The sequence below is a fragment of the Alteromonas sp. G5_S2_22_S1 genome, from assembly GCF_054968525.1.
On the sequence record NZ_JBQKUJ010000015.1, the window covers coordinates 79532 to 101528 of the forward strand.

General features: G+C 44.7%; 19 protein-coding genes. 7 read left to right on the forward strand and 12 right to left on the reverse strand.

What is annotated here, in order from left to right:
* Positions 1-21 precede the first annotated feature (21 nt).
* From ACTRWF_RS15260 to ACTRWF_RS15280, 5 genes are all read right to left on the reverse strand, one after another.
* Positions 22-3102 carry an efflux RND transporter permease subunit gene (locus ACTRWF_RS15260; RefSeq protein ID WP_020746087.1) on the reverse strand — a complete coding sequence of 1027 codons (3081 nt, stop codon included), beginning with the start codon at positions 3100-3102 and terminating at the stop codon, positions 22-24.
* Positions 3099-6467: an efflux RND transporter permease subunit gene (locus tag ACTRWF_RS15265; protein ID WP_462835806.1), complete on the reverse strand. Its 3369-nt coding sequence runs from the start codon at positions 6465-6467 to the stop codon at positions 3099-3101. The genes ACTRWF_RS15260 and ACTRWF_RS15265 overlap by 4 nt, the downstream gene beginning before the upstream one ends.
* Before the next feature lie 24 nt (positions 6468-6491).
* Entirely contained in the window at positions 6492-7622 is a 1131-nt protein-coding gene (locus ACTRWF_RS15270) for an efflux RND transporter periplasmic adaptor subunit (protein ID WP_012519103.1), read from the reverse strand.
* A gap of 213 nt (positions 7623-7835) precedes the next feature.
* Complete coding sequence (locus ACTRWF_RS15275; RefSeq protein ID WP_020743751.1) at positions 7836-8228, reverse strand: OsmC family protein; 393 nt, start codon at positions 8226-8228, stop codon at positions 7836-7838.
* Between the two features lie 73 nt (positions 8229-8301).
* On the reverse strand, positions 8302-9186 hold the full coding sequence (locus ACTRWF_RS15280; RefSeq protein ID WP_012519101.1) for a CvfB family protein: 885 nt from the start codon (positions 9184-9186) through the stop codon (positions 8302-8304).
* 65 nt (positions 9187-9251) lie between these two features.
* Between ACTRWF_RS15280 and ACTRWF_RS15285 the strand changes: the two genes are divergently transcribed.
* From ACTRWF_RS15285 to ACTRWF_RS15300, 4 genes are read left to right on the forward strand one after another with little or no spacing between them, the layout of a single operon-like run.
* Positions 9252-9989, forward strand: coding sequence for a 5-oxoprolinase subunit PxpA (locus tag ACTRWF_RS15285; RefSeq protein ID WP_020746084.1), 738 nt, complete (start codon positions 9252-9254; stop codon positions 9987-9989).
* Positions 9990-10045: 56 nt separating this feature from the next.
* The gene (gene pxpB / locus ACTRWF_RS15290; protein WP_462835807.1) at positions 10046-10780 is read left to right on the forward strand and encodes a 5-oxoprolinase subunit PxpB; all 735 of its coding nucleotides are present in this window, start codon (positions 10046-10048) and stop codon (positions 10778-10780) included.
* A complete protein-coding gene (locus ACTRWF_RS15295; protein ID WP_012519098.1) occupies positions 10770-11717 on the forward strand; it encodes a 5-oxoprolinase subunit C family protein in 948 nt (315 codons plus the stop codon). Before pxpB ends, ACTRWF_RS15295 begins: the two co-directional genes overlap by 11 nt.
* Entirely contained in the window at positions 11714-12580 is an 867-nt protein-coding gene (locus ACTRWF_RS15300) for a D-amino acid aminotransferase (protein WP_012519097.1), read from the forward strand. Before ACTRWF_RS15295 ends, ACTRWF_RS15300 begins: the two co-directional genes overlap by 4 nt.
* A 55-nt stretch (positions 12581-12635) precedes the next feature.
* On the opposite strand, the gene fur is transcribed toward ACTRWF_RS15300, so the two are convergent.
* Positions 12636-13064 carry a ferric iron uptake transcriptional regulator gene (gene fur / locus ACTRWF_RS15305; RefSeq protein WP_012519096.1) on the reverse strand — a complete coding sequence of 143 codons (429 nt, stop codon included), beginning with the start codon at positions 13062-13064 and terminating at the stop codon, positions 12636-12638.
* Positions 13065-13379: 315 nt separating this feature from the next.
* Here fur and ACTRWF_RS15310 point away from each other — a divergent pair, with 315 nt between their 5' ends.
* Positions 13380-15386, forward strand: coding sequence for a methyl-accepting chemotaxis protein (locus ACTRWF_RS15310; protein WP_012519095.1), 2007 nt, complete (start codon positions 13380-13382; stop codon positions 15384-15386).
* A 135-nt stretch (positions 15387-15521) separates the two neighbouring features.
* On the opposite strand, the gene fldA is transcribed toward ACTRWF_RS15310, so the two are convergent.
* From fldA to ACTRWF_RS15335, 5 genes are all read right to left on the reverse strand, one after another.
* A complete protein-coding gene (gene fldA / locus ACTRWF_RS15315) occupies positions 15522-16046 on the reverse strand; it encodes a flavodoxin FldA (protein WP_012519094.1) in 525 nt (174 codons plus the stop codon).
* Between the two features lie 26 nt (positions 16047-16072).
* On the reverse strand, positions 16073-16291 hold the full coding sequence (locus ACTRWF_RS15320) for a DUF2788 domain-containing protein (protein ID WP_012519093.1): 219 nt from the start codon (positions 16289-16291) through the stop codon (positions 16073-16075).
* A 124-nt stretch (positions 16292-16415) separates the two neighbouring features.
* Complete coding sequence (locus ACTRWF_RS15325) at positions 16416-17195, reverse strand: alpha/beta fold hydrolase (RefSeq protein ID WP_051025793.1); 780 nt, start codon at positions 17193-17195, stop codon at positions 16416-16418.
* A 103-nt stretch (positions 17196-17298) separates the two neighbouring features.
* Positions 17299-17697, reverse strand: coding sequence for an H-NS histone family protein (locus tag ACTRWF_RS15330; protein ID WP_015067381.1), 399 nt, complete (start codon positions 17695-17697; stop codon positions 17299-17301).
* Positions 17698-17819: 122 nt separating this feature from the next.
* Positions 17820-19469 carry an electron transfer flavoprotein-ubiquinone oxidoreductase gene (locus ACTRWF_RS15335; protein ID WP_012519182.1) on the reverse strand — a complete coding sequence of 550 codons (1650 nt, stop codon included), beginning with the start codon at positions 19467-19469 and terminating at the stop codon, positions 17820-17822.
* Between the two features lie 371 nt (positions 19470-19840).
* Between ACTRWF_RS15335 and ACTRWF_RS15340 the strand changes: the two genes are divergently transcribed.
* Positions 19841-20593, forward strand: a complete 753-nt coding sequence (locus ACTRWF_RS15340) for an electron transfer flavoprotein subunit beta/FixA family protein (protein ID WP_012519181.1) — start codon at positions 19841-19843, stop codon at positions 20591-20593.
* Positions 20590-21516 (forward strand): electron transfer flavoprotein subunit alpha/FixB family protein, encoded by a 927-nt coding sequence (locus tag ACTRWF_RS15345; RefSeq protein WP_012519180.1) that lies wholly within the window; start codon positions 20590-20592, stop codon positions 21514-21516. Before ACTRWF_RS15340 ends, ACTRWF_RS15345 begins: the two co-directional genes overlap by 4 nt.
* A gap of 75 nt (positions 21517-21591) precedes the next feature.
* Here the strand turns inward: ACTRWF_RS15345 and ACTRWF_RS15350 are convergent, their stop codons facing one another.
* Complete coding sequence (locus ACTRWF_RS15350) at positions 21592-21900, reverse strand: isoamylase early set domain-containing protein (RefSeq protein WP_012519179.1); 309 nt, start codon at positions 21898-21900, stop codon at positions 21592-21594.
* Positions 21901-21997 lie beyond the last annotated feature (97 nt).

Here is a 21997-nt window from a genome sequence, read left to right on the forward strand (position 1 = left end):
AACTAGACCCGCTTTTTAACGTTAATTAGCTATTCGCCCCCATGCGGCCACCCGTGCCTTACTGGTTTTGAATAGGCGTTGAGTTTTGAACCTAAGCTTAAGTAGCAGCACATAAGCCAGGGGTACTAAGAATAAACTGGTTAATGTTGAAAACACTAACCCACCTATGATGGCAATGGCCATTGGAGAATAAGGCGGGCCGTCTCCCCCAATTCGCGTACTGCCTAGCGCCAGAGGAATTAAACCCAGCACTGTTGTAGCAACCGTCATTAATATGGGACGGACTCGGGTCATACAGCCTTCAATGACGGCGTCATACAGCGACAAACCCTCACCTATGAGTTGATTGATTCTGTCTACTAGCACTATGCCGTTGTTCACCACAATACCCATGAGAATGAGCATGCCGATCATTCCCATAATAGACATAGACGTGCCTGTTACCATAAACGCCCAGAACACGCCTGTGAACGAAAAAAGCAGGGAAGTGATCACTGACGTAGGAAGAATTAGCGACTCGAACAGGGCAGCCATAACCACGTATATCATACACAGGGCTAACAGCATGTTCATTTGCATAACCGCGTTTGCTTCATCTTGGCGAGAAAAGCTTCCGTCTAACGTCCATTTATAGCCCGTAGGCAGTTCAATATTCGCTAGCACTTGCTCTATGCGCTCTCGGGCTTGCTCGGTTGTGGTTTCACCTTCTAAATTAGCGCCAATCGCTAGTGCAGTTTGGCGATAATTGCGATTAATTTGTGATAACTGTGGTACAACAGAAAAATCTGCAATCATATTTAAGGTTACTGACTGCCCCTGTGTAAACCCAATATTGATATTTTTAAGCGCGCTTAACGACGCCTGAATATCGCTGCCAAACTTTAACTGTACTGCTACTTCTCCAGCGTCACCGTAGCGAAATGTACGCAAGTTGCTACCGCGTAAGGCTGTCGATACTAATTTTGCAACGTCGTTAACTTGAATACCAAAGCGGTTCGCTTTTTCTCGGTCTATACGAATTTGCACTTCGTCGCGTGTAGAGCCCGTATCCGCTTTAACATCTTCTAGCCCATCAACAGCGGCAAGGATAGGGATAATTTGCTTCGAAATGCTAAGCAGTGTTTCTGAAGACTCACCTAACAAGGTTACTCGTATGCCACCCCCATTGCCGCTATCCCACTGGAAAGACGGACGAGCACGTACTAAAGAAGGCATATTTTCGCGAATATCTTCTTTGATGCTCGCAACGCTGACGGGGAGTTCATCGTTAAGCGTAATACCACTTACTGCGTGACCAGGTGTAAAGTAGGTATATACTTGCTTGATGTGAAAACGCGCCTGGTTTTCATATAGGTAAGCTTCCATTTTATCAACGGTCTTTTCAACTTCCTCAAGCGTGAAGTTTTGTGTGACATGATAGTTTAGCCATATGCGCTCTTGGTTGTTATTACCCTCATCATCGGAGGTGACTACTTGCATGGGAACGAAGGTAGACGCCAGGATCGCTAAGGCGATAACACAGGTTGCTCCTTGGTGTTTGAGCATCCACTTTAGCGCCCGTCCATATCGCGTAATGTAAGCAGGTGTTAGGGCAGTTTTTACGACAGGTATCTTAACTTTGGTAGTCAGTAACGGGATAAGCGTCTTTGCAATAAATAGTGACGCAAATAAAGAGATACAAATGGCCACTGCTACGTGCTCTAAGAAGATCGTCACGTCTATTTTTACGCCAATAATATTTGGCAAAAACACAATGGCAGTGGTTGCCGTTCCCGCGATAACGGCAAGGCTTACTTTGTTCACACCAATCTGCGTGGCCCGTTTAACACTGCCTTCTTGTTGGCGCTCTTGAAAAATGCTCTCAGTAATAACCACTGCGTTATCAACCAGCATACCTACTGCCAGCATTAGCCCCATTAGCGATAAAATGTTTAGCGTATAGCCTAAGAGGTACATAACCCCAAGGGTGATACAAATAGAAAAGGGCACAGAAAGCACGACAATTAACGTTGTGGTGAGTTGCCGTAAGAATAAATACAGCACAATAACCGACAGCAAAGCGCCTAAAAGGCCTGCGTTTAAAAGATCACTTAACGATGAAGTGACGCTTTTGGCAGTATCATCCATAACAAACAGACTAATGCCAGTGAATTCTGGGTCTTCTTTCGCTTTATCGATAACCTTCATTACCGCATCGGACACTTCTACTAAATTACTGCCTGATTCGCGAAAGACGTTAAAACCTACAGCAAAGGTGCGATCTAAATGACGTCCTTCGTTGCGCTGCGGCAACTCGTAAGTCACGCTGGCAATATCAGATAAGCGAACGCTGCGGGTAACCCACATGTTTTTAAAATCGTTAACGTCACTAAATTCGCCAGTCGGGTTTACCAATATTTTATCACCGTTGTTGTACATGTAGCCTGCAGTCAGCGAAAAGTTTGCGTTTTGAAGTTGTTGTTCTAAACGGGTGCCATCAATTTGATATGCCGCCATTTTCTTAGGATCTAAGCGAATGGTAATTTGCCGCTTCATGGTGCCGTATAGCTCTACTTTTGACACGCCGGGTACGCGCTCTAAGGGCCGTTTTAAATTTCTTTCAAGTAAGTCGTACGCATTGGATAGGTCTCTGTCGCTAGACACGCGAAGTTGAAAAATAGGCATGTCGTTGGTGTTGAATTTGTACACCATAATTCGCTCAACATCGTCGGGAAGCTCGTGGCGAATGGCATCTATTTTTTCGCGTGCCTCGATGCTTTTTGCTTTGAGGTTTTCGTCCCAATCGAACTCTACAATGACTTCTGCCATGTTGTCGTATGAACGAGCGCGTAGACGCTTTATCCCCGACATCGTGGCAACGGCTTCCTCTACGGGCCGGGTGATCATGGTTTCAATTTCAACCGGTGTAGCATCGGGATAAGGAATTTGCACCACCATTTCTGGAATATCTATGCCAGGAAACTTTTCCAGCGGTAATAGACGTCCAGAAACAATGCCAAAAAGCAGCATAGACAAAAACAGCATGCCTATCGTCACAGGCTTATTGAGTGCAAAGCGCGCCAGTGATGCGCCTACACCAGCAATCTTAGAAGGCGTACTCATAGCACACCCCCTTTCGACAACCTGTCTTCGTCGCTGTAGCTTAAACTCGCGTTAGTTTTTACCGGGTCTTTTTTAACAAGGGTTTTCTTAACATCGAATAAGCTATAAAGCACAGGCAATAATATAAGGGTTAGTAAGCTTGCAAACAGCAGCCCATAAATAACGGTTATGGCCATCGGCGTACGAATCTCTGCTCCTTCGCCTAGGCCGAATGCCATTGGAAGTAAACCTAATACCGTGGTTAAGGTTGTCATTACAATAGGGCGCAAACGGGTTTTTGCGGCTTGCATAATAGCCACGTTTTTTTCTAACCCCTGGCGACGTAGCTGATTGATGCGGTCTACCAACACTATGGCGTTATTCACTACAATGCCACAAAGCATGATCAAACCAATAAACACAACTACGTTAAGTGGTGTATTGGTTAGCCACAAACCGTAAACCGAGCCTGCGCCGGCTAAAGGCACAGCAAAAAGGATTAGCAAAGGGTGAAGTAATGATTCAAATTGCGACGCCATAACCAGATAAACCATAAATACCGCAAGCGCTAGCGCAAACTGTAGCGAGCGAAAGCTACTTTGCATGTCTTCGCTCTGACCGGTTACCGAGGCGCTTAACGATAGGGGAAGCTGCGTGCCGTCAATAACTGTATTGGCGATGGCAACGGCTTCATCGAGTTTCCCTTTGGCTAAGTTTGCTGAAACCAGCGCAACACGCTGCTGGCCCACACGCGTTATTTCACTAGGGCCTACGCTCATATACACATCTGCCACGGCGCTAAGCGGTATAGGCTGTACCGAGTCCGGATTTACTACTATCGCCCTTATGCTGGCTATATCATCTCGCTGGTTTTCCTGCGTTCGAACCAGTACATCAACTTTTCTATCTTCAACACTGTACTGTGTGGCAATACGCCCGCCTACTTTTGCTGCAATAAGCTGCGAAACACCTGCTGCGTCAAGCCCCAAGCGAGCGAGTTTAGCATGGTGAAACGCAATTTTAAGTTCAGGGTTTCCATCGCGAATGCTGGTAGTCACATCGGCAAAGTTGCCGTAGCTGGCAAGTTTCGTGGCAATAGCGTCGCCATACTGTTGTAATTGTTTGAGATCGTACCCTGCAATCTCAATTTGAATAGGCGAGGCAAAACTAAACAGTTCGGGTTCTGAAAACGTGGCCTGAACCTCAGGTTTAAACGCTAAGCTATCTCGTAGCGCATTTTTAACATCAGCCATATCTTGTGGGGTTGCAATGGGCTGCATAACAATGTTTAAACGGCCCCAATGATCACCCCCTTGATTAGGTGCAGCACTTATTAGGCTTCCTGTTCCCGACATAGCATAGGTGCGCAGCACGTTCGATTCACTCGCAGATGCCACATTGGCAAGCTCGTTAATAATCGCATCGGTGCGGGCGAGGGGCGAACCTGCAGGTAGCGTAACTTCTACTGAAAATTCTCCTTGAGATAAGGTGGGTATAAGCTCCATACCAAGTTTAGGTACAAGTACAACGGCACCAGCAGCCAGTACGAAAGCAATAGAAAGCACCGCGGTTCTTGCGCGAAGGCTGATGCTAAGTAGTTTTTCATACGCTGAGGCAAGTAGGTCAAAGCCTTTATTGAACGCCCAAATTAGGGGGTTAAACGCTGCGCCTAAAACCCTACTCGCGATATGCCATCCACCTATTACTAGCGTAACTAAAGCTGCAGGTAAAAATACAAAGACCAGTTTAAATACCCAGCGAATTGGTAACGTAACCCAGTACATCATTTTGCCCAATGTCGAAGTAGGGCGCACAGCAGGTGGCGTAGTAAATACGTCTTCATGATCAAGCTGCTGCTTCTTCCGTTTATGCGCCATGGCAGGTATAAGGGTTAGCGCTACCACTAACGATGCAGCCAAGGCGAATGACACGGTTAGGGCTTGGTCTTTAAACAGTTGCCCTGCAATGCCCTCAACAAAAATAAGCGGTACAAACACCGCCATGGTGGTAAGGGTAGAGGCAATAATAGCTCCAGAGACTTCCTTTGTGCCCTCGCTAGCAGCAGAGTCGCTAGCGGCCGATGCAACGCCTTCACCCGCTACCGCTTCATCGCTTGCTGACGCTTTTAGCTTTTTATGACGATCAATGTTTTCAAGCACCACAATACTGTTGTCGACAAGCAGTCCTACGGCAAGGGCAATACCGCCCAAACTCATCATATTCAAACTGATGTCATTGGCATACATCAAATTGAAGGTGGCAATGACTGATACCGGAATAGACACGGAAATAATGATCGTTGCCCAAAAGTCTTTCAAGAACAGGTACAGGACTAACATGGCAAGTACACCGCCCATAACAGCAGCCGATTTAACATTGTCTATGGCTTGCTTTATAAATACGCTTTGGTCGTAAATTTCACTAAGCATATAATTAGCGGGCAAATTGTCGTTCACTTCACTTAAACGCTTCGCCACTTTCTGCGCGACGTTTACCGCATTAGCATCACCCTCTTTATAGATGGCAATTTCGATCCCCTCGCTACCGTTGAAGCGCGTTACTACATCTCGGTCTTTATACGCATTTTCTACTGTTGCTACATCTTTAAGCTGAATGTTTCTACCTTCAAAACGACCTATAAATAGGTTTTCTATGTCGTTTAGTGTTTCGAACTGATTAAGGGTTCTTACTAAAAATGCCTGTGCGGCGTTATCAATTCTGCCTCCCGCCGCATTAATATTTTCAGCCCTTACTCGCTCTGTAATTCGGGTAATAGGAATAGAGAGTTGACTGGCTTTTCGCTGGTCAATAAGAATGTGAATTTCATTTTCTAAACCACCGCCAACCCGAACGGCAGCAACCCCCTCGACTGACTCTAAAGAACGCTTTACTTGTTGTTCGCCATACAACCGAAGGCGCTTCATTTGCGCTATGCTCAAACTTGATGCGTCACTTTGTGCGGTAAGCCCCAGTTTAATAACGGGGTCTAAACTTGGGTTGAAGCGAAGCAGTCGTGGCTTTTCTATATCGAGGGGAAGCTGCAATACATCAAGCTTTTCTCGCACCTCTAAGCTTGCGAAATCCATGTCGGTCCCCCAAGCAAAAGACAGCACCACATCAGATTGACCCGCTCGCGAAGTAGAGGTTACTTTACGCACACCTTTAACTACGCCAATGGCTTCCTCTATTGGTTTGGATACTAGCTGTTCTACTTCACCAGGCGCTGCGCCGTCATAGTCGGTTCGAATAGTAAGGGTGGGGTAAGACAAGTCTGGCAGCAAGTTCACCGATAGTCTGCCTAACGACACCATACCAAATAACAATACCGCGAAGATGAACATACTTACGGCAACAGGGCGTTTTACGGCGATATCTACGATACGCATAGTCTAAATCCTTGATTGGCCGAATTAGCTGTTTACAACTTCAACAGGGGCGCTGTCTTTTAAATTTTGGTGACCCGCAGTGACCACTTCTTCGCTTCCAGTTAGGCCATTTATCACTTCAATCATCTCGTTATTTTCAAAGCCGGTAGAAATATCTACTTTTTTCACTTTGCCGTTATCTACAACGAATACGCTGTGATTGTTGTCGATAGTGACAAGGGCTCTACGAGGAAGCAGTGTAGCGTTAGCATGAGTAGCATATTCAAGAGATACATCGGTAAACATGCCTGCTTTAAGCATGTTATCTTGGTTGGGCACTTTAAGGGTGACTTTAAATGTACCTGTGGTGGCATCAATTACGGGGCTTATTCGCTCCACGTTTGCACTAATGCTTCTATCGCTTAATGCAGCAATAGTCAGCGTCGCACCTTGCCCAATCACCACGTTAGGTAGCTCATTTTCGGGTAAGTACACAATGCCTTGAAGGTTTCGCTGCTGAACGATATGAAACATCCTTTCCCGTTGGAAAGACTCAGTTAAGTTACCTACCTTGGCGTTTCTTTCTGCAATATATCCATCGATAGGTGCCGTAATCGTTGCTTCTTTTAAGTCTAGTTCAGCCAAACGAACTGAGGCCTTTGCCGACTCAAACTGCGAGGTAAGCTTGTCGTAGGTGTCATCGCTTATCAGCTTTTGAGAATAAACTTTATTGACCTTTTCAAGCTCGCTTTCAATACCCTTTAAATCGGCCTGTGCTTTGGAGAGGTTTAATTCGTAGCGGCGTTTGTCGAGTTGTGCAAGTACTTGCCCTTTTTCGACATAGTCGCCTTCTTCAACAAATATCTCTTCAATAATGCCAGAGGCCCGGGCGACCACAAACGCTTCTTCTCGCGCCTCTAGTATCGCTGTTGTGTCGTAGGTAGAGGTGATATCCCCTGTAATAATCGTTTGCGTTTCAACGGGTATGGCAAAAACCGTCTCTTCAACCGTTGCAGACTCTGCATTCGCGTCTATGGCGTCGGCGTCAGAGCATGCGGTTGTCGCTAAAGACAACACAACAATACTGCAGCCTAATAGTCGTTTAAATGAAGAAGGGGCGAAGTGAGAAAGTGAATTAAGCGATAATAAAGCGGTGCTGCGCGTTGCTGTTTCCATGGTCAATAACCTTAACGTTAATGTCGTTATATAATAATGACCGTATACAGCATCTAGCATGCCAATGATGTTACACAATGTTAAATTTCAATGATTTCAACAGGGTAGCATGATTTGAGACGCACAAACGAAAAAAGCTAACCGATAGGGTTAGCTTTTTATACTAATGCTTAGCCAGAACCGCTAATAAGCGGTGTATTGCACTATAGTTTATTAAACCAAAGTATAGCTGGTGGTGATGTCTACATTACCCGTCAGCATAAGCATTACTGAACAATATTTTTCAGCGGAAAGTTGAACAGCGCGAGCGAGTGCTTTTTCGCTAATACCTTCGCCTGACACTGTGTAATGGGCGTGAATTTTTGTAAACACGCGAGGGGGTTCCTCAGCACGCTCAGCTTCCATTTCACAATTACACGCTTCAATAGAAAAACGACCTTTCTTAAGGATATCTACCACGTCAATACTTGAACATGCACCCACAGCCAAAAGTACTGATTCCATAGGCGATACAGCATTACCGCTTCCATCCATTACGGTTTTATAGCCGCTGTCAGTTGTACCGGTAAATGTCAGGTCTTTATCCCAAGAAACACGTGCTTTCATTTTATGTCCTAGCGTTTTAATGATTAAAAAAGGTGGCTGCACTTAAGGAAAAGTGCAGCAGTAAACATTGCGATTATTTGATAAGGCGAACAGCGTCAGGGCTAAGCGTGATTTTCTTTTGCTTGTACAGGGCGCCCAGTGCCTTTTTGTAGGCCGCTTTACTCACATTGAAATGTGAATAGATGGCATCCGGCGCACTTTTATCGGTTAACGTTGAAATGCCGCCGTGGGCTTCTAGATCATCGAGTATTGCTTGTTGAAGGGCGTCGCGGCCGCCTTTATCAACACGCTGCAGCGCGACATCAACCTTGCCATCTTCACGAATGGTTTTGATAACACCTTCAGTGGCTTGCCCTACTTTAAGCGGCTTAAAGGCATCGCTATGGAAAATAAGCCCTAGGCTTTTTTCATTAATTACCACTTTAAAGCCTAAATCGGTCTTAGCGTATACCAAGCACTCAACCGTATCGCCTTCACTTAAATAGGCACTGCCTTCTTTTAAGAAATAGTGAAGTTTCGTTGCACCTAAAATGCGTTGGGTCTTGTCATCGAAAAACGTGTGAACCACATAATACATACCGGGGTTAACCGGCTGCGCTTGGTAGTCGTTAGGGACAAGTAAGTCATTATCTAAACCCCACTCGAAGAACGCCCCAAAGTTGGTCGCTGATACCGCTTTTAGCACTTTTGTTTCGCCAACTTGAATAAGCGGCTTCTTCATGGTTGCATAGAGGTCGCCGCGCTGATCAGTAGCAACAAATACCTCAACCTCTTGGTCTTCAGCAAGCGATGCCTTTACTTCATCGATAGCGAGAGTGACGGTTTGCTGTTCATCAGCATCATCAATTTCTATTACGCCGTCACCATCATCGGTTTTTTCGACAAGTGGCGCTAACGCGTAGCCAAAAGGGTATTGGGCTACCACGCGTAGTGTATTAATTTTTCCAATATTTATCATCAGCACTGACTTTTTAAAAAGAACAGGTAACATGATACTGGAATGAAGGTAAGAGCAAAACCATTATGAAGTTAAATTGCGATTTAGGTGAGAGTTTTGGCGCGTGGTCTATGCCGGTGGAATCAGCCATTATGGCGGAAATTGACCAAGCAAACATTGCGTGCGGTTTTCACGCTGGCGATCCGCTAGTGATGAAACAGGCACTATTTCTTGCAAAAACACACGGGGTAGCAGTAGGCGCTCACCCAGCGTATCCAGATTTACAGGGCTTTGGCCGGCGAAGCATGGCCATAGCATCCGATGAACTTAATGCAATGCTACAGTATCAGGTTAGCGCGTTATCAGGCATGGCTGCACTTTATGGCGTGAACGTTACTTATGTTAAACCTCACGGTGCGCTATACAATGATATGATGAAAAACGCAGAAGTAAGGCGTACAGTTATGCAGAGCATTGCTGAAATTAATGCGTTATCGACTGGTGCGCCATTAACCTTAATGGTCCAAGCCACTGCACAAAATGCCGCGCTTAAAGAAGAGGCAAAAGGGTGGGAATTGCCCCTGTATTTTGAAGCATTTTCTGACAGGCGCTACACCGATGAGGGGTTGCTTCAATCTCGCGGTATCGAAGGTGCTGTATTAGACGAAGACGACGCGCTAATGCAAGCAGAGCAGCTAATTGAATCAGGCACGGTGACTACCGCTTCTGGAAAAACGTTAACCGTCGAAGCCGACTCACTATGTGTTCATGGTGACACGCAAGGTGCTGTAAGTATTGCGCAAAGGATCAGAAGTTTTCTATAAACTTGCCCCATAAAAAACACATTTATTAAGAATAATAACAGTATCAAGGACAGTAGATGCAAGCTTTCGGTCGTATCAAGCGATTAGTAACGGCTGGCGCCGATGCCATAATCGTGTATTTTGACGGCGTAAACCTAGATGAGGCAAATAATGCGTGTCACCACATGCTCGCAGCCATAGATGCGCAACGCAATCAGTGGTCGTGGTTAAAAGAATGCGTGCCTTCCTACGATAGCCTGCTTGTCGTTTTCGATATGGCCCTCATTGATAGCCATGGTGTATATCAAGCCCTGCATGCGCTTTCAGACACAAGCGAGTTCGCGCAAAGCAAGGGGGCTAACTCAGCTAACTCTGTAGAGGGTACAAGCGCCGTGATCGAAATACCCGTTTGGTACGGCGCGCCACATGCGAGTGACTTAAGCGTGGTGAGTAAGAAGACGTCGCTTTCTATCGATGAGATTATTGAACTGCACACGAGCGTAACTTACAAGGTGTACGCGGTGGGCTTCGCGCCAGGGTTTGCCTACATGGGAGACATTCCCGAAGCAATGAACTGTGCTCGGTTAGGTACACCGCGTAAGCGCGTGCCTAAGGGCGCAGTAGCTATCGCAGACAGGCAAACCGCGGTTTACCCTAGCGAATCGCCGGGTGGCTGGAATTTATTAGGGATCACGTCGTTTGACATGCTTTTGCACAGTGAAGAGCATAGCGAGTCTCGGTTAAAAGCAGGTGATATCGTTAAATTTGTATCCATTACAGAGCAGGAATACAGGTCGCACTATGAAAGTTGAAGTACTCGACAAAGGAATGTTCAGCCTTATTGTTGATAGCGGCAGAGTAGGGCGGCAGCGGGACGGTTTTTGTGAGTCTGGACCCATGGATAGCCAAGCTTATCATTGGGCTAATTTTTTAGCCTTTAATTTAGACGGTACGCCTTGTATCGAAGCGATTGGCGAAATGGAATTGCAGGTTGACCAAGACTGTGTCATTGCAGTGACGGGCCGAGAGCCTTCGCTTTTAATAAACGGAGAGTCGGCAGAAGTTTACCAAACCTATGCTGTTGAGGCTGGCTCACATATCCGTTTTGGCAGTAAGTTGTTAGGAAGCAAAACCTACCTGGCGATATGTGGGAACTGGCAAGTACCGAAAGTGGTGGGCAGCGCGTGCACTGTTGTACGTGAGAAACTAGGTGGTCTAGACGGCAAAGGCAGTGCCTTGGTTAAAGGGGATTGTTTTAAAATAAGCGCGAATACTAAGCCGAAAGAGAAGCCAGAGCTAAGAGTATTACCCCAGCAGTATCGAGAGGATTACGGGTTTGTTGAGTCTATTCGGGTTGTGCCAGGCTATCAGTATTCAAGTTTCAGTCGGGTTGCTGTGCGCGCCTTTGAAACGAGCACTTATACAGTGTCTACATCGATAGATCGTATGGGGTTTAGACTGACAGGCGAAAGCGTCGCATCAGATATGGTGCGGATGCGCTCAGAAGCTATACATCTGGGGGCGATTCAAGTGCCGGGCGATGGTCAACCTATTGTTATGATGTGCGATCGGCAAACGCTCGGCGGATACCCTAAGCTGGGTTGTGTTAGCCCCTGTGATATCAGTCGCTTGGCACAAGCGGTGCCTGGCGAAAAAGTTAATTTTACGTTTCAGAACGAAGAAGAAGCGCGGGCTGATTGGCTTTTGATGACAAGTCGGCGCCGGCGCTTAGAAGGAGAAATATTGTGACAATTGCGTTTTTAAACGGCGAGTATATGCCTCTTGATGAGGCAAAAATTTCTCCAATGGATAGAGGGTTTCTTTTCGGTGATGGTATTTACGAAGTTATCCCCACCTACGCGGGACACCCGGTAGGTTTTACAGGGCACACCTCAAGAATGGCTCAAGGCCTTGAAGCTATTGCAATCACAAACCCTTATACGGCAAGCCAGTGGCATGAAATTTTATCTAATTTAGTAGAGAAAAATGCATCGTTTATAGACAGTGGCAATATAGGCATTTATTTTCATGTAAGCCGCGGGACAGACTCAAAGCGCTTCCATGCTTATCCGAAAGACATACCGCCTACCGTATTTGGTTTTGCCTTTGAAATAGCCCCGCCGCAACCTTTAGCGAAAGCTGACGTGAAACCGTTTAAAGTGGCATTGCAACAAGATAAACGTTGGCAACGCTGCCACATCAAGTCTACCTCTTTACTAGGCAACGTTATGCACTTTCAAGCTGGGGTTGACGCAGGGGTAAATGAAACTATTTTGTTCAATAATGAAGGCATGATAACAGAAGCTAGTTCGTGCAATGTATTTATGGTGAAAGATGGCAGCATTACCACACCGCCGTTAAATCACGAGTTACTGCCCGGTATTACGCGAGCTATCGCTATTGAAGCATTCAAACAAGCTGGCTTAATTGTAACCGAGGCTTGGTTTAGCAAAGAAGCGCTTCTTGAGGCCGATGAAGTGTGGCTTACTTCGTCGAGTAAAGAAGTCGCGCCGGTAATAGAGGTTGATGGAAAAGCTATTGGAACTGGGGAAGTGGGCGACGTCTGGGAGCAGGCGATCAAAGCATACCATGCCTATAAGTTTAACGCTTGATACCTACAAAAAAGCCCGCTTAATAATGCGGGCTATAGCACAGTAGCTATAATGTCTATTCAGGCATGTTGTCACAGTTGCCGTCTGTACACTCACCATATAGATAAAGGCTGTGATGGGTAAGTTTCATCTTGTGCTTTTTAGCAATCATCTCTTGGCGTTCTTCGATAATTTCATCTTCGAACTCAATTACTTTACCGCACTTAAGGCATACTAAATGGTCGTGGTGATCTTTGTGACTAATTTCAAATACAGACTTCCCACCTTCGAAGTGATGGCGGTTAAGAATACCTGCGTCATCGAACTGGTTTAAAACACGATAAACGGTTGCTAGTCCAATCTCTTCGCCATGTTCGATAAGAATTTTGTATACGTCCTCAGCACTGATGTGTTGGTTTTCTGGCTCTTGCAGAATTTGTAAAATTTTAAGGCGAGGCAGAGTGACTTTAAGCCCTGCTTTTTTCAATTCTTTATTTTGATCCATTACAACCTACTAAGAACGAGTGAATAAGTATTTGGGGGTTATTATAGGTAAGTTGAAACAATTTAAAAGTAAAACTGTGGAAACTTTGTTTTCTCGCTGAAAAATTACCCATTGGCCTTTGAATTGAAATTTAGGGCATGCGGTGCACCCCTTAACTCATCTGGCCTGACCAGAATGTAAGTGCAAGATAATTCAGCTAAATAAGTAAAATAAATAAAAGTTTTAATGCATTGAATTAACACCCTGTTAAACTAAACTTAAAGAGGTAGTAATAAACCTTTTGTTTTTTGGCATGTAGTTTTAATGGAAGTGCCCATGCAGTTAACAATTATAAATAAAATTACGCTAGGCTTTGGTCTATTCGGCTGCTTACTGTTACTCACTAGTATTCTTTCCTATTTCGGTCTTAGCGGCATTAAAGATTCTGCGTTGGATGTTGTAGAGCAGAAAATGCCAGTGCAAACCAGCATGGTCAAAGTTAAAACCGAAATCTTGTCGCTATCTGTAATAACAGCTAACGGTTATCACGTTGAAGATATTGCTGAGCTATCAGCGAATAAATCGACATTTGATACTTTATCATCGGCGTTTTCCGATGATCTCTCGCGCCTAAAATCACTTATGCCGAAAAATGCGGTAGCGACGAATGCGGTGGAAGTAAGCTTGGCCTACGTAAGTAGTAGTAACCAAATGTATGACGCCATCAACGAGCGAATGAACATTGAAAAAGCCCTTGCTGGTCAACTGGAAAAAGTACTAATGACAGCCGATGAGGCCAGTGCATTAATGCTGGATCTCTCTTACCTAGAAAGCAGCGACCCCAGTATTGAAACACTCATCGGAGCGGGTACCGCTATCGACAATAAACTTCTCACAATGAACGATTCATTCATTGAGTTAGCCGAGACACATAACGCAGAGCAAAGCGCCAATATTATTGAAGATTTAGAATATCAGTTAAGTAACCTTCAAGTAGATAAAGACTACGTGAACCGGCTTGCCACAGGTATTGATGATGGCGGTACAATTGATGCGTTCAACGAACAATATAATTTACTTATCGATGCGGTGAAGGGGGCAAATGGCCTTATTGCTCTGCAGCTGCAAAAGCTCGCAGAGGTTGAAAAAGCGACGCAGGCACAAAAGCGTGCGAAAGAAGCATTACAAACAGCATTAACAGACATTAACACCTTGTTTGATTCGGTGCAGACTCAGTCGCTTGAAGGGCAAAACGCAATTCTTGAGTCAGTCCAGGCAAATTTAGTTCGAAACATTATTGTGGCGGCGCTGGGGTTAACCGCGGCTATTTTCTTAGCCGTTATTGTAACCCGAAGCATTTCGAAACCACTTGGTCGGATCAACAAGGGGTTAAGTCAGCTTAGCAAAGGGGATTTGAGCACCACACTGCCGCAAGAGGGCAATGACGAATTTTCAGCGCTATCTGCAAAGGTAAATAGCTTAACAGAAAGCTTAAGGGAGCTTGTTGGCAATATTTTAGAGCAAGAGAAGCGGTTAATTGAAATTACGAAAGAAAGCGTAGAGCTTGGTAACAAGAGCTTGTCGGAAGTAGATAAGCAGCGCGAGCAAGTCACTGTGACCTCAACCAATACGAAAAATGTCCAAGATAAAAGCCGAAGTAATTTGGCTCAAATTAATGACGCCATGGAGGCGCTACGGGATATTACTCATCAAAGTACAGACATCGGGCAATTAGTTGAGAGAAACCGTCAGCAAGTAGGAAATCAAGCTGAACAAGCGGAATCGTCAGCACAAATTATAGGGCGATTAGATGATAACTCGCGAAGTATTGGTAGCATTTTGGATGTGATTAAAACCATCGCAGAGCAAACCAACTTGTTGGCATTAAATGCAGCGATAGAAGCAGCGCGGGCCGGTGAGCAGGGGAGGGGCTTTGCGGTAGTCGCAGATGAAGTACGCACCTTAGCAAACCGCACGCACGACTCTACCGAAGAGATTGAGCAAATGATTGGAAACTTGCAAAAAGATGCGGCTGAGGCTGTCAAAGCTATAAATGCTGGGCGTGAGCAAGCGCAAGAGGGTGTGCAAATAACGCAACAGGTTTCACAGCAAGTAGAAAGTATTCGTGAAATTATTGAGCGTTTAAGTGACATAAATGAGCATATTGTAGCCGATACTGAGCAACAGGATGTACTGCTCGGCGAAGTGGCTAATAGCTTGAACCGCATTGTAGCGCTTGCCGATTCAAGTGCGCAAAGCACTAGGCAGTCTAATGAATCAACCATGATGCTAGATGCCCAAACAGAAAGTTTGAGAAAGGCGGTAGAACGGTTTCACTTATAGCAAGCCGGGCTACAGGGTTTTCAAAGCCGAGGCTGTCTTACGTAACAGCAAGCTTGAAAAGTAATGCGCATTGAATTACCCATAAAAAAACCGCTCAATTGAGCGGTTTTTTTATGGTGTTAACGGGTCGAGCGATTACGCAAGCTCGGCCAAACAAAGTTCGTCGTGAATCTGTTTACACCAATCTTTAACGCGAGATTCGGTTAGTTCTGGTTGACGGTCTTCGTCAATACCCAGGCCCACGAAATGATTGTCGTCAGCCATACCTTTAGATGCTTCGAAATCATAGCCTTCAGTAGACCATTGGCCTACCAAGATTGCGCCTTTGGCTTCTACGATATCGCGTACCATGCCCATCGCGTCTAAGAAGTATTCCGCATAGTCTTCTTGGTCGCCGCAGCCGAAGATAGCCACAAGCTTATCATTAAAGTCTAGCTGCTCTAGCTCAGGGAAAAAGTCATCCCAGTCACACTGTGCTTCACCGTAGTACCACGTAGGGATACCGAAGATAAGCAAATCAAACTCAGCGATGTCTTCTTTACTGCTCTTAGCAATATCTTTTACATCAATTAGCTGTTTACCCAATTCCTTCTGGATCATTTTCGCAACATGTTCGGTGTTACCCGTGTCACTTCCGAAAAATAGGCCAACGCTTGCCATATCTAACCTCTATTAATCGTTACTAATTAAACGCCTGTGCTTAGCCAAAACCATTCAATAATGCCTTTCGCAAGAAATCCCAATGCGCCTAAACCTAGCACACCGTACGTTACCACTCTTCCAATAAGAGGAACATCGTTCTTACGTAATACATCGTGTACAGCAAAACCCATCAATCCAAAAAGAATAGACAAGCCGCCATACAGCATAATGGACTCAATGAGTTCGTAATTTTCTGCAAGCATAGTGTTGTTACTTAAAAATTTCTGGCGCAACTATATCATAGTATATACGCCTGTAAGAGCCTAAAACGTTCAAAAATATGTAATAATAGTCATTCTCATCTTAAATGATGATGAAAACCCTTCTTTAAGACGATTTGTTGAGCGTTCTTTCTACAATGGCATTAAATGCCGCCGGTTTTTCTGCATGAAGCCAATGACCCGTGCCTTCAATAATATGTGCTTTAGCACTTGGGAAATAGCGGGTTATCGCATCGCGATACTCTGCCGTGATATAGTCAGACTCGCTGCCCTTGATAAATAAGGTTACGCCATTAAACGTCTGCGTTGTTTGTTCCCAATCAATAATGTGCGAATAACTGCTAATAAGGCCGTCTACGTTAAATCGCCACTTCCAGCTACCATTCTCGTCTTGATACAAGCTTTTTACAAGAAATTGCCGAACCCCCATTTCTTTAACGTGGGCAGACATGATTTTGTCAGCGTCCTTCCTACTCTCAATGGTATCTAGTGGAACGGATTTCAAGCCATCAAATACGGCCTGATGGCTGTGGTTGTAACTCACAGGGGCAATATCAGCGACAATTAAATGCGTTACTTTATCATTGTGGTTTAACGCTAATTTCATCGCCACTTTTCCGCCAAGGGAATGCCCTAATACAGCACTTTTTTCAATATTTAGCGACTGCATAATATCGTAAATAGCATCGGCGGCGTCTGACACTAAAAAACCATTGGTCCATGGAGACTCGCCATGGTCGGGGAGGTCTACACTTACAATATTAAAACTTGATTCAAAATGACGTTTTATCCCAGCCAAATTGTCGGCATTGCCGAATAGCCCGTGGATTAGAATTAGCCACGGCGATGAGGCATCACACTTTGAAAGTTTATAATTTAACTTCACAATTAACTTACCCATGAATTATTGACTATAAGATACTGACCTCGTCATAAAAACAAAATAAGGCCTGTAAAAACAGACCTTATTTACGTGCTGAATAAATAAATTAACTAATGGCGTAATCGTCAAGAGACTTACCGCTATCCAGCGCTTCTCTATAAACACGAGGCATGCGGCCAATACCTGTCCACAGATGTTCTTCGCCTGTCTCATCCACAAGCTTATATTTAACAGGGCGCTTTTTACCTACTTTTTTATTCACGTCTGTATTTAACGCCTGCAAATCTTCTACGTTAAGACCTGCTTCTTCCATTTGCTTTTTAATTGCAGCAAGCTTTTCTAATTTCTCTTTTTTAAGCTTTTCTTGCTCTAGTAGTTTTTCTTTTCTTTTTTCAATTATACCGCTAAGTTTTTCCTGAACTTGTTCAAGTTCTTCTATGCTTAATTCCTTAACAGCACCTTGTAAACGTCTTCCATGGGTTAAAATATCTAAAAATTCGCTCATTAATTAACCTTAATACGTTGTACTTAATTTCCACTAGATGATAATTAAAAGTAGCACAAAAAAAAAGCGAGCTACGCTCGCTTTTAAAAAATATCCGTTAAATAACTAATTAAGGCGTTAATTTACATGTTTGGATAATTCGGACCGCCTGCACCTTCTGGTACAACCCATTTAATATTTTGACTTGGATCTTTAATATCACAGGTTTTACAGTGCACACAGTTTTGCGCGTTAATTTGAAAACGCTTTTCACCTTCTTCCTCAATTACCTCGTAAACCCCAGCAGGGCAGTAGCGCTGAGCAGGCTCAGCGAACTTAGGCAAATTAACCTGAATAGGAATGGAAGGATCTTTCAGTTTTAAATGACAGGGCTGATCTTCTTCATGATTGGTATTAGATAAAAATACCGATGACAGCTTATCAAAGCTCAGCACGCCATCTGGTTTTGGGTAGCTGATCTCTTGCGCATCTTTTGCTTCTTTAAGCTGAGCATAGTCTTTGTGCTCGTCTTTCATAGTAAAAAACATATTACCGTTAAAGACATTTTGCTCTAATGTATTAAAAGCGCCTCCCCAGAAATTACCTAACTTGTGAATAGCTGGGCCAAAGTTACGTGAACGGAATAATTCATCATATAACCAAGACGATTTAAATTTGTCTGTAAAGCTGGTTAATTCTTTAACTGGCGCTTCTGCATTTTCTGTAATTGCTTCAAAAATACTTTCTGCTGCCAGCATGCCTGATTTCATCGCGGTATGGTTGCCTTTAATTTTGGCAAAATTTAATGTGCCTGCATCACAACCTACTAAAAGACCGCCTGGGAAGGTCATTTTAGGTAACGAGTTAAACCCGCCTTTAGCTATCGCTCTAGCACCATAAGAAACCCGTTTACCGCCTTCTAAATATTGCTTGAATACTGGGTGGTGCTTCAAGCGTTGGAATTCATCAAAGGGGCTCAAATATGGGTTGTCGTAATTAAGGTCAACGATTAAGCCAACGAACACCTGGTTGTCTTCGGCATGATATAGGTAGCTACCGCCCGTGGCGTCATCCAGTGGCCAGCCCGCACTGTGAACCACTAAGCCCGGCTGGTGTTTTGCGGGGTCGATATCCCAAATCTCTTTAAAGCCGATTGCATAGTGCTGTGGTGAACTGTCTTCATCTAGTTTGAAATGAGAAATTAGCTCTTTGCCCAAATGACCGCGACAGCCTTCTGCAAATACCGTGTATTTAGCGCGAAGCTCCATGCCCGGCATGTAGCCGTCTTTGGGCTCCCCATCTTCGCCAACACCCATATCGCCGGTTAGTACACCGCCTACGCTGCCGTCTTCATTATAGATAACGTCAGATGCAGCAAAGCCTGGGAACACTTCAACACCAAGTTGTTCGGCTTGGTCTGCTAACCAACGGCTGACGTTACCCATTGAAACAATGTAGTTACCGTCGTTGTGCATAGTTTTAGGCGTGATGCCATTTGGTAATTTTTTGGCCGATGCTTCATCGCTAAGTAAATAGATGTGGTCTTCAGTTACCGGCGTATTTAATGGGGCGCCTTTCTCTTTCCAATCAGGAAAAAGTTCATTTAGCGCGCGAGGTTCAAATACGGCGCCAGAAAGAATATGTGCACCCACCTCGGAGCCTTTTTCGACCACACAAACCATTAGCTCTTGGTCTTTTTCATTTGCAAGCTGCATTAGCTTACAAGCCGTTGATAATCCAGCTGGGCCGGCACCGACGATGACTACGTCAAACTCCATCGATTCTCGTTCCACGGGAGGCTCCTTATGTTTGTATTTTTATAATGCACTATTGATGAAACAAATAATGCTTTGTGTCAAAAACATGTAAATTAATTGTCGTTTTGCAAGGTAATGCAGGTTGACGTTTACGTCAACAGTAAGTACATTGCAAAGCAGTTTACGTTAACGTCAACTGGCAGTGCATTATAACTGCTCGTAAACGTGGTGTTAACGACGTTTTAAGGTTAGCCTTTGAAAAACGTACGTTCCACAGTGTTTTTATTAACGTAGAGCACATTGTTAAAGTTTCAAAAAGCGTGGTGAAGTAATACGTTTTTAATTATTAATAGTTAATTATTAGTGAAACGTAATAGACACCGACGAACTCAACAATTGAGGTAAATATGAAAATACTCGTACCGGTCAAACGCGCGATCGACTACAACGTTAAGGTAAGAGTGAAGGCCGATGAATCAGGCGTAGATCTTACAAACGCGAAAATGGCCATTAACCCTTTCTGTGAAATTGCGGTTGAAGAAGCCGTTCGCTTAAAAGAAAAAGGCGTGGCCACTGAAATCGTTGTTGTTTCAATTGGTGATAAAAGCTGCCAAGAACAAATACGTACAGCGCTTGCCCTAGGCGCTGATCGCGGTATCCAAATCGATACCGACCAAAATCTTGATTCACTTCAAGTGGCTAAGCTTCTATCTAAAGTCGTTGAAGAAGAGCAACCTCAACTGGTTATTCTTGGAAAGCAGAGCATTGACTCTGATAACAACCAAACGGGCCAGATGCTTGCCGCATTAACAGGCATGCCTCAGGGCACCTTCGCTTCTGAAGTGGTTGTAGACGGTGAAAAAGTCAATGTAACCCGTGAAATCGACGGCGGCCTTCAAACAGTAGCGCTTTCGCTTCCTGCTGTGGTAACTACAGACCTTCGCTTAAACGAGCCTCGTTATGCATCTCTACCGAATATCATGAAAGCGAAACGCAAGCCTCTTGACGTGAAAGCGGCAGCTGACTTCGGTGTAGCACTAGAATCCAACGTAAAAGTGCTGAAAGTCACGCCTCCACCACAGCGCGAGGGTGGTATTAAGGTAGCAGACGTTGCTGAACTGGTAGAAAAGTTAAAAAATGAAGCAAAGGTGATCTCATGAGCGTACTCGTATATGCAGAACACGACAACGCAAGCTTAAAGACTGAAACGCATAAGCTTGTTAATGCCGCACAGAAAATGGGTGGTGATATCCATGTACTAGTTGCAGGTGAAGGTTGCCAAGCGGTTGCTGAAGCTGCGTCGCAAATTGACGGCGTTGCAAAAGTATTGGTTGCCGACAACGCAGCGTACAAGCACCAATTAGCTGAAAATACGGCTGACTTAGTTCTTGGACTGGCAGGTGATTACAGCCATGTTGTGGCTGCTGCTACAACTACGGGTAAAAACTTCATGCCTCGCGTAGCGGCATTGTTAGACGTAGCGCAAATCTCAGACATTATTGGTGTTGAAAGCGAAGACACTTTTGTGCGCCCAATTTATGCGGGTAACGCTATCGCAACTGTTCAATCATCTGATGCGAAAAAAGTCATTACGGTTCGCGCTGCTTCGTTTGATGCAGCTGCAACGGGCGGCAGCGCTGAAGTAACCGCGATTGATGTGGTTAAAAGCAGCGAAAAGTCTGATTTTGTTTCAGCAGAACTGACTGAGTCAGAGCGCCCTGAACTCACAGCAGCAGAAGTAGTGATTTCTGGTGGTCGTGGTATGCAAAACGGCGACAACTTCAAACTTCTTGAAGGTATTGCAGACAAACTAGGTGCTGCTATTGGTGCATCGCGTGCTGCGGTAGATGCTGGATTCGTTCCTAACGATATGCAAGTAGGCCAAACAGGTAAGATTGTTGCGCCACAGCTTTATATTGCGGTAGGTATCTCAGGCGCTATCCAGCACCTTGCAGGTATGAAAGACTCTAAAGTTATCGTTGCTATCAACAAAGACGAAGAAGCACCCATTTTCCAAGTTGCAGACTACGGCTTAGTCGGTGATTTGTTTGAAGTGCTTCCAGAGCTTGAAAGCTCTCTTTAAGCTACTTTTATTGTAACAATATGAGGCTGCATTTTTGCAGCCTTTTTTTTGGGCGTTTTTCCCGCATGGGCGACGCTATACGCGAACTACCGAGTTGTCTTCAATACTTACTGGAGATGGCATATAAGCATCGGCCTCCCAGTCGTTTTCCCATTTTTCACCGTCAATAAGGTAACGAAATTGATATTCATGATCTTTTTCTAAATTAACGGTCAAAGTAAAGTCGCCGCTCTTTAGTTTCTTCATTGTTAGTGGCTGGGCTTTCCAGTCGGTAAAGTCTCCGCAAAGCGCCGCTTCTTTTGCATCTTGCGCTGCTTCCGCGTTTAGTCGAAATGTCACTTTGCACAGAGGTTTTGATTTAAGGTATTGTTTCTTAAGGCTCATAATCTGTTTTCCCTTCAACGTAGCGAAATTGTTCCAGTGGCTCCCTCTAGTTGTTAGACGAGGTTAAAATTACAGCCACCGGTCAACTCATAACCAA

Coding starts and splice junctions, on each gene's coding strand:
- ACTRWF_RS15330 (WP_015067381.1), bottom strand. CDS start 17,697: ATGAGCGAATTTTTAGATATTTTAACCCATGGAAGACGTTTACAAGGT.
- ACTRWF_RS15265 (WP_462835806.1), bottom strand. CDS start 6,467: ATGCGTATCGTAGATATCGCCGTAAAACGCCCTGTTGCCGTAAGTATG.
- pxpB (WP_462835807.1), top strand. CDS start 10,046: ATGCAAGCTTTCGGTCGTATCAAGCGATTAGTAACGGCTGGCGCCGAT.
- ACTRWF_RS15340 (WP_012519181.1), top strand. CDS start 19,841: ATGAAAATACTCGTACCGGTCAAACGCGCGATCGACTACAACGTTAAG.
- ACTRWF_RS15295 (WP_012519098.1), top strand. CDS start 10,770: ATGAAAGTTGAAGTACTCGACAAAGGAATGTTCAGCCTTATTGTTGAT.
- ACTRWF_RS15310 (WP_012519095.1), top strand. CDS start 13,380: ATGCAGTTAACAATTATAAATAAAATTACGCTAGGCTTTGGTCTATTC.
- ACTRWF_RS15270 (WP_012519103.1), bottom strand. CDS start 7,622: ATGGAAACAGCAACGCGCAGCACCGCTTTATTATCGCTTAATTCACTT.
- ACTRWF_RS15345 (WP_012519180.1), top strand. CDS start 20,590: ATGAGCGTACTCGTATATGCAGAACACGACAACGCAAGCTTAAAGACT.
- ACTRWF_RS15320 (WP_012519093.1), bottom strand. CDS start 16,291: ATGCTTGCAGAAAATTACGAACTCATTGAGTCCATTATGCTGTATGGC.
- ACTRWF_RS15260 (WP_020746087.1), bottom strand. CDS start 3,102: ATGAGTACGCCTTCTAAGATTGCTGGTGTAGGCGCATCACTGGCGCGC.
- ACTRWF_RS15280 (WP_012519101.1), bottom strand. CDS start 9,186: ATGATAAATATTGGAAAAATTAATACACTACGCGTGGTAGCCCAATAC.
- ACTRWF_RS15350 (WP_012519179.1), bottom strand. CDS start 21,900: ATGAGCCTTAAGAAACAATACCTTAAATCAAAACCTCTGTGCAAAGTG.
- fur (WP_012519096.1), bottom strand. CDS start 13,064: ATGGATCAAAATAAAGAATTGAAAAAAGCAGGGCTTAAAGTCACTCTG.
- fldA (WP_012519094.1), bottom strand. CDS start 16,046: ATGGCAAGCGTTGGCCTATTTTTCGGAAGTGACACGGGTAACACCGAA.
- ACTRWF_RS15285 (WP_020746084.1), top strand. CDS start 9,252: ATGAAGTTAAATTGCGATTTAGGTGAGAGTTTTGGCGCGTGGTCTATG.
- ACTRWF_RS15275 (WP_020743751.1), bottom strand. CDS start 8,228: ATGAAAGCACGTGTTTCTTGGGATAAAGACCTGACATTTACCGGTACA.